Source organism: Streptomyces sp. NPDC017095 (assembly GCF_044332325.1).
In the GTDB taxonomy this organism is placed as follows: Bacteria; Actinomycetota; Actinomycetes; order Streptomycetales; family Streptomycetaceae; genus Streptomyces.
This window is the reverse complement of the sequence record NZ_JBIROU010000001.1, coordinates 184,628-199,065: the sequence shown is the minus strand read 5'-3', so window position 1 is coordinate 199,065 and position 14,438 is coordinate 184,628. Positions and strand designations below refer to the sequence as shown.

Annotated in this window: 11 protein-coding genes; 5 read left to right on the top strand and 6 right to left on the bottom strand. The window is 75.8% G+C overall.

What is annotated here, in order from left to right:
- Window positions 1-135: 135 nt before the first annotated feature.
- The 5 genes from ACH4OA_RS00820 to ACH4OA_RS00800 form a co-directional block, all read right to left on the bottom strand.
- Window positions 136-2,544 carry a SpoIIE family protein phosphatase gene (locus ACH4OA_RS00820; RefSeq protein WP_397966930.1) on the bottom strand — a complete coding sequence of 803 codons (2,409 nt, stop codon included), beginning with the start codon at window positions 2,542-2,544 and terminating at the stop codon, window positions 136-138.
- 211 nt (window positions 2,545-2,755) lie between these two features.
- Window positions 2,756-3,136, bottom strand: a complete 381-nt coding sequence (locus ACH4OA_RS00815) for a hypothetical protein (RefSeq protein ID WP_365877505.1) — start codon at window positions 3,134-3,136, stop codon at window positions 2,756-2,758.
- A 385-nt stretch (window positions 3,137-3,521) separates the two neighbouring features.
- Window positions 3,522-4,442 (bottom strand): MurR/RpiR family transcriptional regulator, encoded by a 921-nt coding sequence (locus tag ACH4OA_RS00810; RefSeq protein WP_365883108.1) that lies wholly within the window; start codon window positions 4,440-4,442, stop codon window positions 3,522-3,524.
- A 78-nt stretch (window positions 4,443-4,520) separates the two neighbouring features.
- Window positions 4,521-6,257 carry a phospholipid carrier-dependent glycosyltransferase gene (locus tag ACH4OA_RS00805; protein WP_397967359.1) on the bottom strand — a complete coding sequence of 579 codons (1,737 nt, stop codon included), beginning with the start codon at window positions 6,255-6,257 and terminating at the stop codon, window positions 4,521-4,523.
- Window positions 6,258-6,565: 308 nt separating this feature from the next.
- Window positions 6,566-7,216 carry a nucleoside/nucleotide kinase family protein gene (locus tag ACH4OA_RS00800; protein WP_397945457.1) on the bottom strand — a complete coding sequence of 217 codons (651 nt, stop codon included), beginning with the start codon at window positions 7,214-7,216 and terminating at the stop codon, window positions 6,566-6,568.
- Window positions 7,217-7,301: 85 nt separating this feature from the next.
- Here ACH4OA_RS00800 and ACH4OA_RS00795 point away from each other — a divergent pair, with 85 nt between their 5' ends.
- The 5 genes from ACH4OA_RS00795 to ACH4OA_RS00775 all read left to right on the top strand — a co-directional run bounded on the left by ACH4OA_RS00795 (window position 7,302) and on the right by ACH4OA_RS00775 (window position 13,975).
- Window positions 7,302-8,039, top strand: coding sequence for an HAD family hydrolase (locus tag ACH4OA_RS00795; protein WP_397966928.1), 738 nt, complete (start codon window positions 7,302-7,304; stop codon window positions 8,037-8,039).
- Window positions 8,036-10,399, top strand: coding sequence for a glycoside hydrolase family 65 protein (locus ACH4OA_RS00790; RefSeq protein WP_397945455.1), 2,364 nt, complete (start codon window positions 8,036-8,038; stop codon window positions 10,397-10,399). Before ACH4OA_RS00795 ends, ACH4OA_RS00790 begins: the two co-directional genes overlap by 4 nt.
- A gap of 224 nt (window positions 10,400-10,623) precedes the next feature.
- Window positions 10,624-12,123: a hypothetical protein gene (locus ACH4OA_RS00785; RefSeq protein WP_397945454.1), complete on the top strand. Its 1,500-nt coding sequence runs from the start codon at window positions 10,624-10,626 to the stop codon at window positions 12,121-12,123.
- Window positions 12,120-13,067, top strand: coding sequence for a lysylphosphatidylglycerol synthase domain-containing protein (locus ACH4OA_RS00780; RefSeq protein WP_397966926.1), 948 nt, complete (start codon window positions 12,120-12,122; stop codon window positions 13,065-13,067). Before ACH4OA_RS00785 ends, ACH4OA_RS00780 begins: the two co-directional genes overlap by 4 nt.
- Window positions 13,068-13,498: 431 nt before the next feature.
- The gene (locus tag ACH4OA_RS00775; RefSeq protein WP_365941751.1) at window positions 13,499-13,975 is read left to right on the top strand and encodes a DUF5709 domain-containing protein; all 477 of its coding nucleotides are present in this window, start codon (window positions 13,499-13,501) and stop codon (window positions 13,973-13,975) included.
- Window positions 13,976-14,128: 153 nt separating this feature from the next.
- Here the strand turns inward: ACH4OA_RS00775 and ACH4OA_RS00770 are convergent, their stop codons facing one another.
- A complete protein-coding gene (locus ACH4OA_RS00770; protein ID WP_365883144.1) occupies window positions 14,129-14,335 on the bottom strand; it encodes a hypothetical protein in 207 nt (68 codons plus the stop codon).
- Window positions 14,336-14,438 lie beyond the last annotated feature (103 nt).

Genomic DNA, 14,438 nt, shown 5'->3' with positions numbered 1-14,438 from the left:
GCCCTTTCCGGTCCGTCGCCTGAACGGCGTACCACCCGATGTGCCCGGCGGCCCGCCCGGCCGCCGCGCGCGGTGCCCGCGTGCTCCCCGCGAGCACGCGGGCACTGGACGGTACGGGGAAGCGGCCGCGGCTCCCTAGCCGTCCGTGTCCTGCGGGGTCGCCACCGCCTCCTGTACTGCCTCCAGCGGCAGCCGGATGTCCAGCACGCACACGTCGTCCCGCCGTTCGGCGGCGAGCATCGCGGCGAGCAGGGCGTCCAGCGAGCCGGACTCGCCGCTGCCGTGGCCGCGCACCGCCTCCGCCAGCCGGTCGAAGCCCGCGTCGAGTCCCTCGCCGGGACGCTCCACCAGGCCGTCGGTGTACAGCAGCAGCCGGTCACCGGGTTCCAGCCGCAGTTCCAGCGACTCGTAGACGGGGGCGCCCGTCGCGCCGAGGAGTATGCCGCCGGGACGGTCGAGGAAACGCGCCTCGCCGCGGCGCACCAGCAGCGGCGGCAGATGCCCGGCCTGGGCCCAGGCCAGGACCTGCCGGCCGGGGTCGTAGCGGGCCAGGACCATGGTGGCGGTGGTCTGGCTGTCGCGGGAGTGCAGCAGCAACTGGTTGAGCCGCGCCAGCGCCCCGGTGAGCGAGGAACCGGTGCTCACCATGCCCTTGGCGGTGAACCTGAGCTGGGCCATGGCGGCCACGGCGTCCAGGCCGTGGCCGGCCACGTCGCCGACCACGAACAGCGCGTCGCAGTCGGGCAGTTCGATCGCGCTGAACCAGTCGCCGCCGACGTGGATGCCGGCCTGCGCGGGCAGGTAGGCCACCTCGACGCGCAGCCCGGCCAGCCGCACCGGTTTGCCGGGCTGCGGCAGCAAGGCGTGCTGGAGCCGGGCCGCGAGGGCCCGCTCGGCCTGGAGGATGCCGCGCTGGAGCAGCATCGCGCGTTCGCTCTCCACCAGCGCGAGTTCCGCGCTGCGCTGCGCGGTGAGGTCCTGGACGAAGCCGTGCACCTCGACCGGGGTGCCGTCGGACGCCATGACCGCCTCCGCGACCATCCGCAGATGCCGGACGCCCTCGGACGTCTCGGTCCGGAACGGCACGTCGAAGGGGCGGCCGTGGGTGACGAGCCCGGCGATCGCGTGCGCGAGCGGCCCGGTGTCCTCGGCCACGGCCAGGTCGGGCAGCCGCTCCAGCCGGACCGGCCGTTCGTCCTCCCGCAGCCCCAGTACGGCGTACGTCTGCTCCGCCCAGGAGATCTCCTGGGTGACGAGGTTCCAGTTCGCCCAGCCGAGGTTGCCCAGGCGCTGCACGTCGGCCAGGCGCTGCTCCTGCCGCTCCGCCGGGTCGTGCCGCAGCCAGGACACCACCAGGCCCTCGCCCAGCGGAGCCGCCCGTACCGTGTAGGTGGCGGTCACGGGCAGCTCGCCGATCACGTCCTGGTAGGCGAACGGCTCGCTCTCGAACGGCACTCCGGTGCGCAGCGCGCGCAGGTACCCCTGCCACAGCGGTTCGCCCGCGACCGACGGATAGCTCTCCAGGATGTGCCGGCCGACCATGTCCCGCCCGGTCCGGCCGAACACGTCGACGGCGTCCGGGGTGGCGGCGACGATGCGGTAGTCCTCCACCTCGCCGGCCGCGGCGCGCAGCGGGATTAGCAGGAGCACCGCGCCCGGCAGCGCGTCGAAGACCGACTGCACGGTCCGCGAGGTGTCCTCGGCCGCGTCGTCCCGGGACGCGTCGAAGGCCCGCAGCCGGCCCGCGCACAGCCGGGCCACGGCCCGCAGCAGCTCCCGCTCACGGGGGGTGAACCGCGCGTCGCGCCGGCGCAGCACACCGAGGGCGACGCGCGCGGTGTCCCCGGCGGACACCGGCAGCCAGGCCCGGGTGAGCCAGCGCTGCGGAGGGGTGCCGATGAGCAGATGGCGGGCGCTGTCCCGCTCGTGGTCCTCCAGCCAGTACGGCTCTCCGGCGCGCAGCGCCTCCAGCGCGGGCACACCCGCCACCGGCGGGATCTGGCGCCACTGGGCGGCGAGGGTGGGATCGACGCCCGCGTGCCCGATCAGGCCGAGGCCGCCCTCGGGCAGCCGCTCGTAGAGCATCACCGCGTCGGCGTCCGTCTCGGCCGCCAGATGGTCCAGCAGGCAGCCGGCCAGTTCGTGCGGCGAGCCGACCCGGACCAGGTCGCGGCCGAGGCGGGCGAGCACCGCCGCCGGCTCCCCGGTGCCGGCGGGCCCGCGCCCCCAGGAGCCGACGGCGGGCGGTTCCGGCGGGGCGGCGGGCCGCTGTCCGGGCGGCAGCGCGCCCAGCGTGAGCCAGCACTGTTCGAGAAGGGTGCGGTTGCCGTCCTCGGCACGCCGGACCAGATCCCGGTGAGCGGCGTCCGGCGTACAGCCGGTGACGGCCATCAGCACACCCTTGGCCCGTTCCAGCAGTGCCGAGGAGGCCGCCACGTCCCGCAGCCGTTCCAGCTCGGCGCGCTGCCGGGCCACGATCTTGGCCAGTGCCGCCAGCTCGTCGCTGGTGGCGCGGTCCACCGGAGGCAGGGGCTCGCTCGTCACGCGACGAGCATGGCATACGCCGGCCCGCTCGATCACTCGTATGCCAGGTCAAGGTTTATGCCACCTTCACACGGGGAGGCGGGGCGGCCGCGGGGGTGCCGCGCGCCGCGGCGACCGCTCCCGGCGGGGCCGGACCGGCGGACACGCGGACGCTCGGACCCGTCCGCTGCCGGGGTGCGTCCGGAGCGGGGGACTGGGGGCTGGGGGAGGGTCAGCGGCCCGTGCCGCGGCCGGCCAGGGCCTCGCTGACGGCGCGGACGCTGCGCGCGATGTGCTGGAGCTGGAGGATCTCGGCGGCGTAGAGCTTGATCGTGTGCTCGATCACCGACTCGGGCAGGCCGAGCACCGGCAGCTCGGCCCGCGCGGTCTGCAGGGCGGTCCGCGCGACCCGGATCTCCTGCTGCACCTGGAGCTGCGCGTGCCGGGCGAGCAGGACCGGGTGCCGGATGAGCGCCGGATAGCTGGCGTAGCGCGCGGGGATCAGCTCGCGCAGCCACTTGGCCGCCGAGCGCTCCCAGTCGTAGCTGCCCGGCGTCTTGACCTGACAGGGCCAGTCGGGGCTGATGCGCGTGCTGGTCAGGGGCATGATCATCGCTTCCGGTGGGCGGCGGCGTGCGGGCGGTCGGCGGTGCGGCGGCCGACGGGTTCGGGGCGGCCCCGGCCTAGGGGATGACCGGGGCCGCCACGGGCGCGTCGCGCAGACGACGCGCCCCTCGTCCACCCCGGGCGCCGCCGCGGGTGGGGCGGCGGCTGGGGGTGTCCGTGCGGTGAGTCTGCGGAGCAGTATTTATATATGCCGACCCGTTTTCAAGACGCATGAAAACATTCATGCGCGATATGCGGTGAATGATCCCCGTCCAGGGGGTGGACGACCGCAAGATCTTCACGGATGCACCGGTACGAGCGGAAGGAGCCGGCCACCGCACCGGCCCCCGTCCGGCCCGTCGCGGCAGCGACTCAGTCCTTGTAGAAGAGGCTCAGTCCTTGAGAAAGAACTGATGCTGCTCCGACAACTGCTCGTACGTCTCCAGTCGCGCCTGGGTGCGCTCCGGGTCGGCGTCGGTCATGGCCTGGAGCAGCGCGGCGGCCAGCACCCCGGGCGCCGCGTAGGAGTCGAACACCAGCCGCGACCCGGTGCCCGTGGCGAAGGTGACGTCGGCCTCGTCGGCCAGCGGCCCCAGCGCCAGGTCGGTCACCAGGGCCACCTTCAGACCCGCGGCGCGCGCCACCCGGACCGCGGTCAGCGTCTCCTGGGAGTGCCGGGGCATGGCGAAGGCCAGCACCCAGGTGCCGCCGGCGCCCCGGGCCTGCGACAGCGCGTCGTAGGCCACGCTGCCGCCGCGGGTCACCAGCCGTACGTCCGGGTGGATGCGGCGGGCGGCGTAGCCGAAGTACTCGGCGAGCGACACCGAGATGCGCAGCCCGAGCACGGTCAGCGGAGCGGAGCGGGACAGCTCGCGGCCGACGTGGATGACCCGCTCGGGGTCGGCGAAGTCCCGCCGCAGGTTCTCCAGGTTCTCGATCTCGGCGTCGACGGCCGCCTGGAGTTCGTTGGCCCGGTTCTCCTCGCCGGGCCCGCCCGCCAGGCTGCTCAGCGCGATCGACTGGAGCGTCTCGCGCAGCGCGGGGTAGCCGCTGAAGCCGACGGCGGCGGCGAAGCGGGTGACGGAGGGCTGGCTGACGCCGACCCGGTCGGCCAGCTCGGTGATCGACAGGAACGCGGCCTCGGTGAGGTGCTCGATCAGGTACTGGGCGATGCGCCGCTGGCCCGGCGACAGACGCGGGCCGTCGAACAGTTCCCGCAGCCGCGAGGCGGGGGCGGCGGCCTCGGCCTTCGGAGCGGTCCTGCCCGACGTGATCGCTGATGCCTGTGCGCGTGCCTGCTGCGGCGAGGGCACCGGTCGGCCTCCTTTGTCTGCCACGAGCACTCAACATAGCTCACCCACCGCCGTGACCAGGGGGTTGAGACGAGGGGCTCAGCGCCGGTACAGGGTGATCGAATGGCCCACTTCGCCGACCGGCCGGCTGTCCGCGAGCAGCCCGGCGAGCCGGCCGCGCGCCGTGGCGACGGCGGAGTCCGACACCGCCAGCAGTCCGTGCACCCGGTCCGGCGCCACTGTGCGCGGATCGGCGGCGCGGATGCCGTAGTACGACGGCACCCCGCTGCCCTTGTACACCAGCCACACCCGCTCGCCGGGGTACCGCTCGCGCAGCCGCTCGGCGAGCCGGCCCAGGTCCTGCCCCCAGTCCACGCCGGAGTCGTGCAGCAGCAGGTGGGCGCGCGCGGGCCCGCCGAACGCCTCGTTGGCGTACGGCAGGTAGTACGGGAACGCGCGCACCGAACTCACCGCCGCCCACAGCACCAGCGCGCCGCCCAGCGGCCCCGCCCACCGCCGGCCGGGCACGGGCGCACAGGCCGCCGTCACCGCGAGGAACACCGGCACGAACAGCGCGTACCGGGTCCCGAAGTTGCGCGCCCCCGTCATCGCCGCCGCCAGCAGCACCGCGGGCGGCAGCAGCAGGTACGGCGCAGCGGGCCGGGTCCGGCGCCGTACCGCGGCCGCCACGGCACCGGCCCCGCCCAGCGCCGCCAGCCCGAGCGGGGTCTTCACCAGCAGGGCCACCGGCAGGTAGTACCAGCGCGGGCCGGTGTACAGGTGCCCGAAGAGATAGCCGCGCCACGGAAGCCGCTCCAGCCCGAACTGCGCCCGCATCCCGGCCCGGTACGCGGGCGGCACCGGCAGCAGCTCCACGAGACCGGCGCGCGGCCCGTGCACGGCCGGGACGGGCTCGGCGGGGACGAACCGCAGCCGCGGATCCACGGCCAGATACGCGGCCCACACGATGCCGACCGCCACGACGGCCACGACGCAGGCCCCGCCGAGCGCGGCCACCACGGGCCGCCGTGCGGCGAGCCGGCCGGAGAGCGCGGGGGCGCAGAGCGCGCGGGCGGAACGGAGCGCGGGGTGGGCGATGCGCACGCGGGCGGAGCGGAGCGCGAGACGGGCCACGCGTGCACGGCGCCCGACCGGGGAAGCCGGCGCCCCGCCCGGACCGGGCCGTGCCACCGCCGGGCGGGACGGGCGGACGGAGGCGTCCGGTGCCACCGCCGGGCGGGACCGGCGGGCGGCCGCGACGGACACCGCGGCCAGCGCCATCAGCACCGGAACCGCCGGCAGCGCGCTCATCTTCGTCGCCACGGCCGCGCCCAGCGCCGCCCCGGCGAGCGGCAGATACCGGGCGGGCCGGCACCGGGCCCGCCACACCAGCCAGACCGACGCCAGCACGAACCCGGTGGCCGGTGCGTCCAGCGTGGCCAGCGAGCCGTGCGCGACGACGTCCGGGCAGAACGTGTACAGGGCGAGCGCGGTCAGCCCGCCGGCCGTACTCGTCAGGTCCCGGGCGAACACGAACACCACCAGCCCGGTGAGCAGCGTCAGCGCGATCACCGGCAGCCGCGCCCACAGCATCAGCCGCCAGGGATCGTTGCCCGACTCGTACAGCAGGTGCCGGCCCACCTGTCCCTGACCGCCGTGGTACGCCGGGTCGTAATGCGGGCCGGCCACCGCGACCCCGGCCGCGATCAGCAGCTTGCCGAGCGGCGGATGCTCGGGGTTGTAGCGCAGCCGGTGCGCGCGCAGACAGTCGGTGGCGGTGGCGACGTACACCGGCTCGTCGACGGTCGGGGTCTGCCGGACGGCCGTGGTGACCATCACCGCGGCCATCTGCCCCAGCAGCAGCACGACCAGCAGCGGCGGCCCCCACCGCCGCAACCGGCGCGGCGGCGCGGCGCGGCCGGCCGGCGCGGGAGCCGCGGAGGGCCCGGGCGCCGCGTCACGGCCCCACTGTCGCACCGCCCCACCCCCGCACGCGTCGTACCGGCGGACCTTCCGCCGTACCCACGGATACGGCCGGCGGCCGCGCGGAGTTCACCGGGGCCCACCATCGACCGGAAGGGGCGGCCGTCCGGGTCCGGCCCGATGAACATGACCGGGAACGTCCGCCCAGGGCTGACGACCCGTCAGCTCTCCGCGCCCATCGCTGTCGCCTCCACCACCAGGTCCGCCCGGTCCCGGGTCGCCGCCACCAGGTCGGCGTTGCGCTGGTCCGTGCCCCGGACCCAGGCCACGGCCGCCGCGTGCTCCTTGCCGAACTCCTCGTGCCGGGCGACCAGACGGCGTATCCGCTCGTCCTCGGCCGTCTCGCAGAACCACACCTCGTCCAGGCAGGGCCGCACCCGCGCCCAGGAACCCTCGGTCAGCAGCAGGTAGTTGCCCTCGGTCACGAGCAGCCGGGCTTCCGGCGGCACCGGGATCGCGCCCGCGAGCGGCTGCTCCAGCACCCGTTCGAACGCCGGCGCGTACACCACCCCGTCCGTCTCCTCGCGCAGCCGCCGCAGCAGCGCCGCGTACCCGGCCGCGTCGAAGGTGTCCGGCGCGCCCTTGCGGTCCCGGCGGCCCAGCCGGTCCAGTTCGGCGTCGGCGAGGTGGAACCCGTCCATGGGCACGTGCGCGGCCCACGGCGGCCCGTCGCCGTTCAGGGCGGCCACCAGCCGCTCGGCGAGCGTCGTCTTGCCGGCGCCGGGACTGCCCGCGATGCCGAGCAGGGCGCGCCGGCCGTCCCGGGTCAGGGAACGGGCGCGTACGAGGAGATCGTCGAAGGTGGGCGGCACACAGGAGAGTGTGTCACCACCCGCGGGGAAAACATGTGGTGTGCGCCACCCACTGGACCGTCCCGGACGGGGAAGAGTCCCCGGTATGACTCAGCTCGGTCTCCCCGACACCATCCAGGCCTGCCTGTTCGACCTCGACGGGGTCGTCACCAAGACGGCCGTCGTGCACGCGGCGGCCTGGAAGGAGACGTTCGACGCGTTCCTGCGCGAGTACGACGGCGAACGGGGACGGCCGTTCGACGCCGCCGACTACGACGAGTACGTGGACGGCCGTCCGCGCGCCGACGGCGTCCGCGCCTTCCTCGCCTCGCGCGGCATCGACCTGCCCGAGGGCGACCCCGGCGACCCGCCGGACGCCCGTACCGTGCACGGCCTCGGCAACCGCAAGAACGACCTGCTGCTGGAGAAGATCCGCACCGGCGGCGTCGAGGTCTACGAGGGCACCGTGCGCTATCTGGAGGCGGTCCGCGCCGCCGGCCTGCGCACCGCGATCGTCTCCTCCAGCGCCAACTGCCGGGACGTGCTGCGCTCGGTGGACGCCGAGCACTTCTTCGACGTGCGCATCGACGGCGTGGTGGCGGCGGAGCGGAACCTGCCGGGCAAGCCGCGTCCCGACACCTTCCTCGCCGCCGCCCGCGACCTCGGCGTCGAGCCGTCCGGTGCAGCCGTCTTCGAGGACGCGCTGGCCGGCATGGACGCGGGCCGCGCGGGCGGCTTCGGCTATGTCGTCGGCGTGGACCGGGTGGGCCAGACCGACGCGCTGTACGCGCACGGCGCCGACACCGTCGTACGGGACCTCGCCCAGCTGGGAGACGAGAAGTGATCACCGACCGGTCGTACACCGTCGAGCCGTGGGCCGTCCGGGAGACCGCCCTCGACCTGGACGTCCTCGCCCAGAGCGAGTCGGTGTTCGCCCTGTCCAACGGGCACGTCGGCTGGCGCGGCAACCTCGACGAGGGCGAACCGCACGGGCTGCCCGGCAGTTACCTCAACGGCGTGCACGAGGTGCACCCGCTGCCGTACGCGGAGGCGGGCTACGGCTATCCGGAGTCCGGGCAGACCGTCATCAACGTCACCAACGGCAAGATCCTGCGGCTGCTGGTCGACGACGAGCCGTTCGACCTGCGCTACGGCCGGCTCGTCGCCCACGAACGCGTCCTGGACCTGCGGCGCGGAGTGCTGGAGCGGACCTGCGAGTGGACCTCCCCGGCCGGCTCGACGGTCCGGGTGCGCTCCACCCGGCTGGTGTCGCTGACCCAGCGGGCGGTGGCCGCCGTGGCCTACGAGGTGGAGGCCGTGGACAGCCGCAGCCGGGTGGTGATCCAGTCGGAGCTGGTCGCCAACGAGAGCCTGCCCGCGTCCGACGGCGACCCGCGCGCCGCGCGGGCTCTGAAGTCACCGCTGGAGCAGGAGGACGGCTTCGCCGCCGAGGGCCGGCTGCGGCTGGTCCACCGCACCCGGAACAGCGGCCTGCGGGTCGCCGTGGCCGCCGACCACGTCGTCACCGGGCCCGAGCGCACCACCCTGCGCGCCGAGAGCGGCATCGACGTGGCCCGGCTGACCGTCACCTCCGTACTGGAGCCCGGCCAGACGCTGCGGGTGGAGAAGCTGGTCGCCCACGGCTGGTCCGGCGCCCGCTCGCTGCCCGCGATGGCCGACCAGGTCGACGCCGCGCTCGCCGCCGCCGCGCACGACGGCTGGGAAGGGCTGCTGGCCGGCCAGCGGGAGCGCCTGGACGACTTCTGGTCCCGTGCCGACGTCGAGGTGGAGGGCGACGAGGAGATCCAGCAGGCCGTCCGGTTCGCGCTGTTCCACGTCCTTCAGGCCGGTGCCCGCGCCGAGCGGCGCGCCATCCCGGCCAAGGGCCTGACCGGCTCCGGCTACGACGGGCACGCCTTCTGGGACACCGAGATGTTCGTGCTGCCCGTGCTCACCCACACCGCGCCCCGGGCCGTCGCCGAGGCGCTGCGCTGGCGGCACAGCACCCTGGACGAGGCCCGCGAACGCGCCGCCCAGCTCGGACTCGCGGGCGCCGCGTTCCCCTGGCGGACCATCGCCGGCCCGGAGGGCTCCGCCTACTGGCCGGCCGGCACCGCCGCCTTCCATGTGAACGCCGGCATAGCCGACGCGGTCGTCCGGTACGTCGAGGCCACCGGCGACACCGCCTTCGAACGCGAGACCGGCGTGGAGCTGCTGGTGGAGACGGCCCGGCTGTGGCGGTCGCTCGGCCACCACGACAGCCACGGCGTCTTCCACCTCGACGGCGTCACCGGCCCCGACGAGTACAGCGCCGTCGCCGACGACAACACCTACACCAACCTGATGGCGCGGCAGAACCTGCGCGCCGCGGCCGACGCGGCGGAACGCCACCCGGGCGAGGCACGGCGGCTCGGCGTGGACGAGGAGGAGAGCGCGGCCTGGCGGGACGCGGCCGACGCCATGCACGTCCCGTACAACGCCGAACTGGGCGTCCACGAACAGCACGCCGGGTTCACCCGCTACCAGCGCTGGGACTTCGCCGGCACCCGCGCCGACCAGTACCCGCTGCTGCTCCACTTCCCCTACTTCGACCTGTACCGCAAACAGGTCGTCAAACAGGCCGACCTGGTACTGGCCATGTACACCTGCAACGACCACTTCGAGCAGGTGTACGACGCGGAGCAGATCGCCCGGAACTTCGCCTACTACGAGCCGCTGACCGTCCGCGACTCCTCCCTGTCCGCCTGCTGCCAGGCCGTCATCGCCGCCCAGACCGGCCACCTGGACCTCGCGTTCGCCTACACCACCGAGGCCGCGCTGATGGACCTGGCGGACCTGGAGCACAACACCCGGGACGGGCTGCACATCGCGTCGCTGGCCGGCACCTGGATGGCGCTGGTCGCCGGGTTCGGCGGCATGCGCCGGGCCGGCGACACGCTGCGGTTCGCGCCCCGGCTGCCCGAGCGGCTGCGCCGGCTCGCCTTCCACGTCCAGTTCCGCGGGCGCCGGCTGCGCGTGGACATCGGCGCGGACAAGGTGACGTACGCGCTGCTGGACGGCGAACCCCTGACGCTCAGCCACCACGGCGAGCCGCTGACGGTCGGCACGGACATGCCCGCCGTACGGGCCGTACCACCGGCGCGCCGCCGCCCGGCCCCCGGCCAGCCACGCCACCGCGCCCCGAACGGAGGCAGCACGCGCTGAGCGCGCCCGCCCGCCGCGGCGGGAGCCGTCGGCCGGGCGGGACGCACCGGGCCGGCGGACTCCCGCCGTAAGGTGTGCCGGGGCGTCCGCCGGATGGCCCTGCCCGCCGGGCGCGGCCGGGTGATCCGCGCCGGTGCGGCCGTGTCTCCCCGCCCGCCTCCCGGCCCCCGGGCATCGCGGAGGGACAGTGGACCTCGCGATCCGAGGGCACTTGAGGGGTGGTCATGGGCGGCAGCGCGCACGCGGCACTCGGCACGGCGGACCGGGAACACGAGCGCCCCGCGTCCGCCCGCCCCGCCCCGGCCGGCCGGCCGCTCGCGGCCGTCGCCGTGGCCTTCACGCTGGCCCAAATCCTGCTCGTGCGGCCCGGGATGGGCCTCGGCTGGGACGAGACGGTGTACGTCAGCCAGGTCAGCCGGCACGCCCCGGCCGCCTTCTTCAGCGCGCCCCGCGCCCGGGGCGTCTCCCTGCTGGTCGCGCCCGTCGCCGCCTGGTCCTCGTCCACGGCCCTGCTGCGGACCTACCTCGCCGTTCTCTCCGGTCTCGCCCTGTTCCTGGCGCTGCGCGCCTGGCGCGGTCTGTTCCCGGTGCGGGTGCTCGCCCTGGCCGGCGGTCTGTTCGCCTCCCTGTGGGTGACCCTGTTCTACGGCCCCCAGGCCATGCCCAACCTCTGGGTCGCCGTCGCCGCCCTGACCGCCGTCGCCTGCTTCCTGCGCCTCGGGGCCGACCGGGCCGACCGGGCCGGCCGCGCCGACCGCGCGGCCCTGTGGGGTCTGGCCGGGAGCGCGCTGCTGATGGCGTGGATGCGGCCGGTGGACGCGGTCTGGGCGAGCCTGCCGCTGCTCGCCGTGGGCCTCCGGCGCGGTCACCGGCGGGCGCTGCTCGTCCTCACGGCCGGGCTCGCCGCCGGCGCCGTCCAGTGGGTGGCCGAGGCGTACACGCGCTACGGCGGCCTGGCCCGCCGGCTGGCCGACGGTGCCGCGATCCAAGGCGGCCTCGACTGGCACCTCGCCTTCGCGGACCAGTTGCGGGGCCTGGGCGGCCGGACCCTGTGCCGCCCGTGTGCCGGCGCCCTGCCGCATCCCCTCCTCACCTTCTGGTGGTTCGCGCTTCCCCCGCTCGCCGTCCTCGCGGTGGTCCTCGCCGTCCGCGCCCGGCGCCCGGCGGCCACCGCACTGCCGCTCGCCTGCGCGGCGACCGCCGCGTTCCCCTACCTGTTCCTGCTCGACTACGCGGCCCCCCGCTTCCTGCTGCCCGCCTACGCGCTGCTCGCCGTCCCGGTCGCCGACGCGCTCACCCGGCTGGCGGCCGCCCGGCGCCCGGTGCCGCGTCCGGTCCTCGCGGTGCTGGTCTGCGCCGGGCTCGCCGTGTACCTCCTGGTGCAGGCCGCCATGGTCCTGCGGGTGGCCGGCACCACCACGGCCGCCCGCCGGGCCTGGGCCCGTACCGCGGCCGAACTGCACCGCCACGGCGTCCGGCCGCCCTGTCTGGTCACCGGTCACGAGGCCATCCCGGTCGGCTTCGCCGCCGGGTGCGCCTCGGCCGCGACGACCGGGCCCAACGCCAACACCACCGTGGCCGGCATCCTCCGCACCGCCCGCCGGATCCCGGTCGCCACGCTGGTGCCGGCCGGTGCGGCGCCGCCCGGTCACACCCGCGGCTGGTCCTCCGCGCCGGCCGGCGCCGTCCGGCTCTACTACGCCGTGCCGGGCGCCCGCCCATGACCTCACCGGCCGGCCTCGCCGCCGCCCTCGGCCGCCGCCGCGCCTGCTGGCACGCCGGCGGCTGCCTCACCGTCCTGCTCGGCGCGCTGTACCTGCTCCACCGGTACTGGCCGGTGGTGGAGAGCGGGGCCGGGCGGCTGGCGGTCGCCGATCCCGGCTGGCTGCTGACCGGCGCGGTGGCGGCCCTGGGCACCTGGGCCGCCGCCGCGCTCGCCCAGCAGGGCGCCGTCGTCCGGCGGCTGCCCGGCGCCCGGCTGGTCGCCGCCCAGTTCGCCGCCTCCGCCGCCAACCATCTGCTGCCCGCCGGCCTCGGCGCGGGCGCGGTGAACCTGCGTTTCCTGATGCGCTGCGGGCTGCCGGCCCGGCGCGCGGCCGGCGCCCTCGCCGTCAAGGCCGCCGCGGGCGCCGCCGTCCGCCTCGCGCTGATCGCGCTGCTCGCCCCGGCCTGCCCCGGGCTGCTGCGCCTGCCGCGCGTCTCCCCGGTGGCGGTCGCCGCCGCCGGAGGCGCGGCCGTACTGGTCGCCCTGCTGCCGCTCACCCCGTGGTGGGCGCGGTGCCGGCAGGCGCTCGGCACCGCGCTGGCCGGCCTCCGCGCGCCGCACGCCCGTCCGGCCCGCGCGGCGGCCCTGTGGGGCGGTTCCCTGGCCTTCGCGGTGCTGCACGCGCTGGTCCTCATCGCCGTCACCCGGGCCGTCGGGCTGGCGCTCGCCCCGCTCCAGGTGGCGCTGCTGTACCTCGCCGCCAGCAGCGCCGCCGCCCTGCTGCCCACGCCGGGCGGCCTCGGCTCGCTGGACGCCGCGCTGGCCCTCGCCCTCACCGCCGCCGGCACCCCGGGTGCCGCCGCCGCGTCCGCGGTGCTCGGCTACCGGCTGCTGACGGTCTGGCTGCCGCTGCTGCCCGGTCTGCTGGTGCTCGGCGCGCTGGTGCGCCGCAAGGCGCTGTGACCTGCCCCGGACCAGCGGCCCCGGCAGACTTTCCCGCTCACGCTTTCCCTCTCCATGGGCAAGCCGTGCCGCCCTCTTTACTGCAGGGCTGTTGCAGGTACGGATCGATGGCACAAGGCTTGAGGCGCAGCCGTACCCGCTCCACCCGGAGGAAAGCCTCCACACGGCCGCCCCTGACTCCGCTCCGCGCCTCCCCGCCCGGCCGGACCGAACCGCCCGGCCGGCACCGCGTCCGCGGCTCCACGACGCGGCGGGAGCGGATCAGGGCCGCCGGGCACGCCCCGGGCCGCCGATCATGCTCGGACCCCCGGGCCGTCGATCATGCTCGGACCCCCCGGGCCGCTCCCGCGCCGAGCCGTCCGGGCGGGATTAATGATCCGCCCACGGGAAACGCGGACCGGGACCGCCCGCGAACCCCGAAGGAGGCGACCATGAGCGAGCAGCAGTCCGAGCAGACCCCCATGGCGGACGACGCGTACCAGCCCACCGGAACCAACGAGGAACAAGAGGACGCCGCGCCCCTGGACTTGCAGGACGCGGTCGGCGAGCGCACCTACGACGACATCCTCGACGAGGGCTACTCCCCGCCCGAACGCCCGCTGGGCGTCACCAAGCACGGCATCACCGCCGGTGAGCAGCACGAGGGCGAGAGCCTGGACGAGCGGCTCGGCCAGGAGGTCCCGGACGTGACCGCGCCGCCCGGTGACGAGATCGGCGACCTGCCCGGCGGCGAGGGCGAGCCGGTCGACCCGGAGGCGGGCGGCGCCCGCGCGGGCCGCCTGGTCGCCCCGGACGAGGGCGCCCACACCGACACCACGAAGGAGGAGGTCGCCCGGGACATCGGGATCGACGGGGGAGCGGCCGGCGCCGAGGAGGCGGCGATGCACGTGGTGGAGGAGGAGCCCTGAGCACACCGGGGACGCGGGCGGGTCCTTGCGGGCAGGCGTCCCGGGGGCCGTCCACGGCGGACACGGCGGGCGGGTGACAGCGGGCGGGCCGGGCGCGATCGCACCCGGCCCGCCCGTCCGCCCGGCCTCTGCGCGCCGGATCCCCGGACCGCCCTAAGGCAGCAGCTTCTCGATGGCCGCCGGGCCCTCCGACTCCAGCTTGCGCCGCGCCCAGTCGAGGGTCTTCGGTGTGACGTCCCTGCCCGCCGCCATCACCAGGTCCTCCGGGGTGACATCCCTGGGGGGCGCGGAGTGGAGCAGGGCGTCCGGGGTGCGCACGTCGTCCGACGCACGGGACTCTTCGGGTGTGGGTGCCGACATGATGCCTCCTCCTCGGTCCGGATGACCGCATCCGTGCCGGTGCCTCCGAACGGGGCACACTCTCACCATTGCCCGCCGCGGCCCACCCTGCATCCGGAAGGCC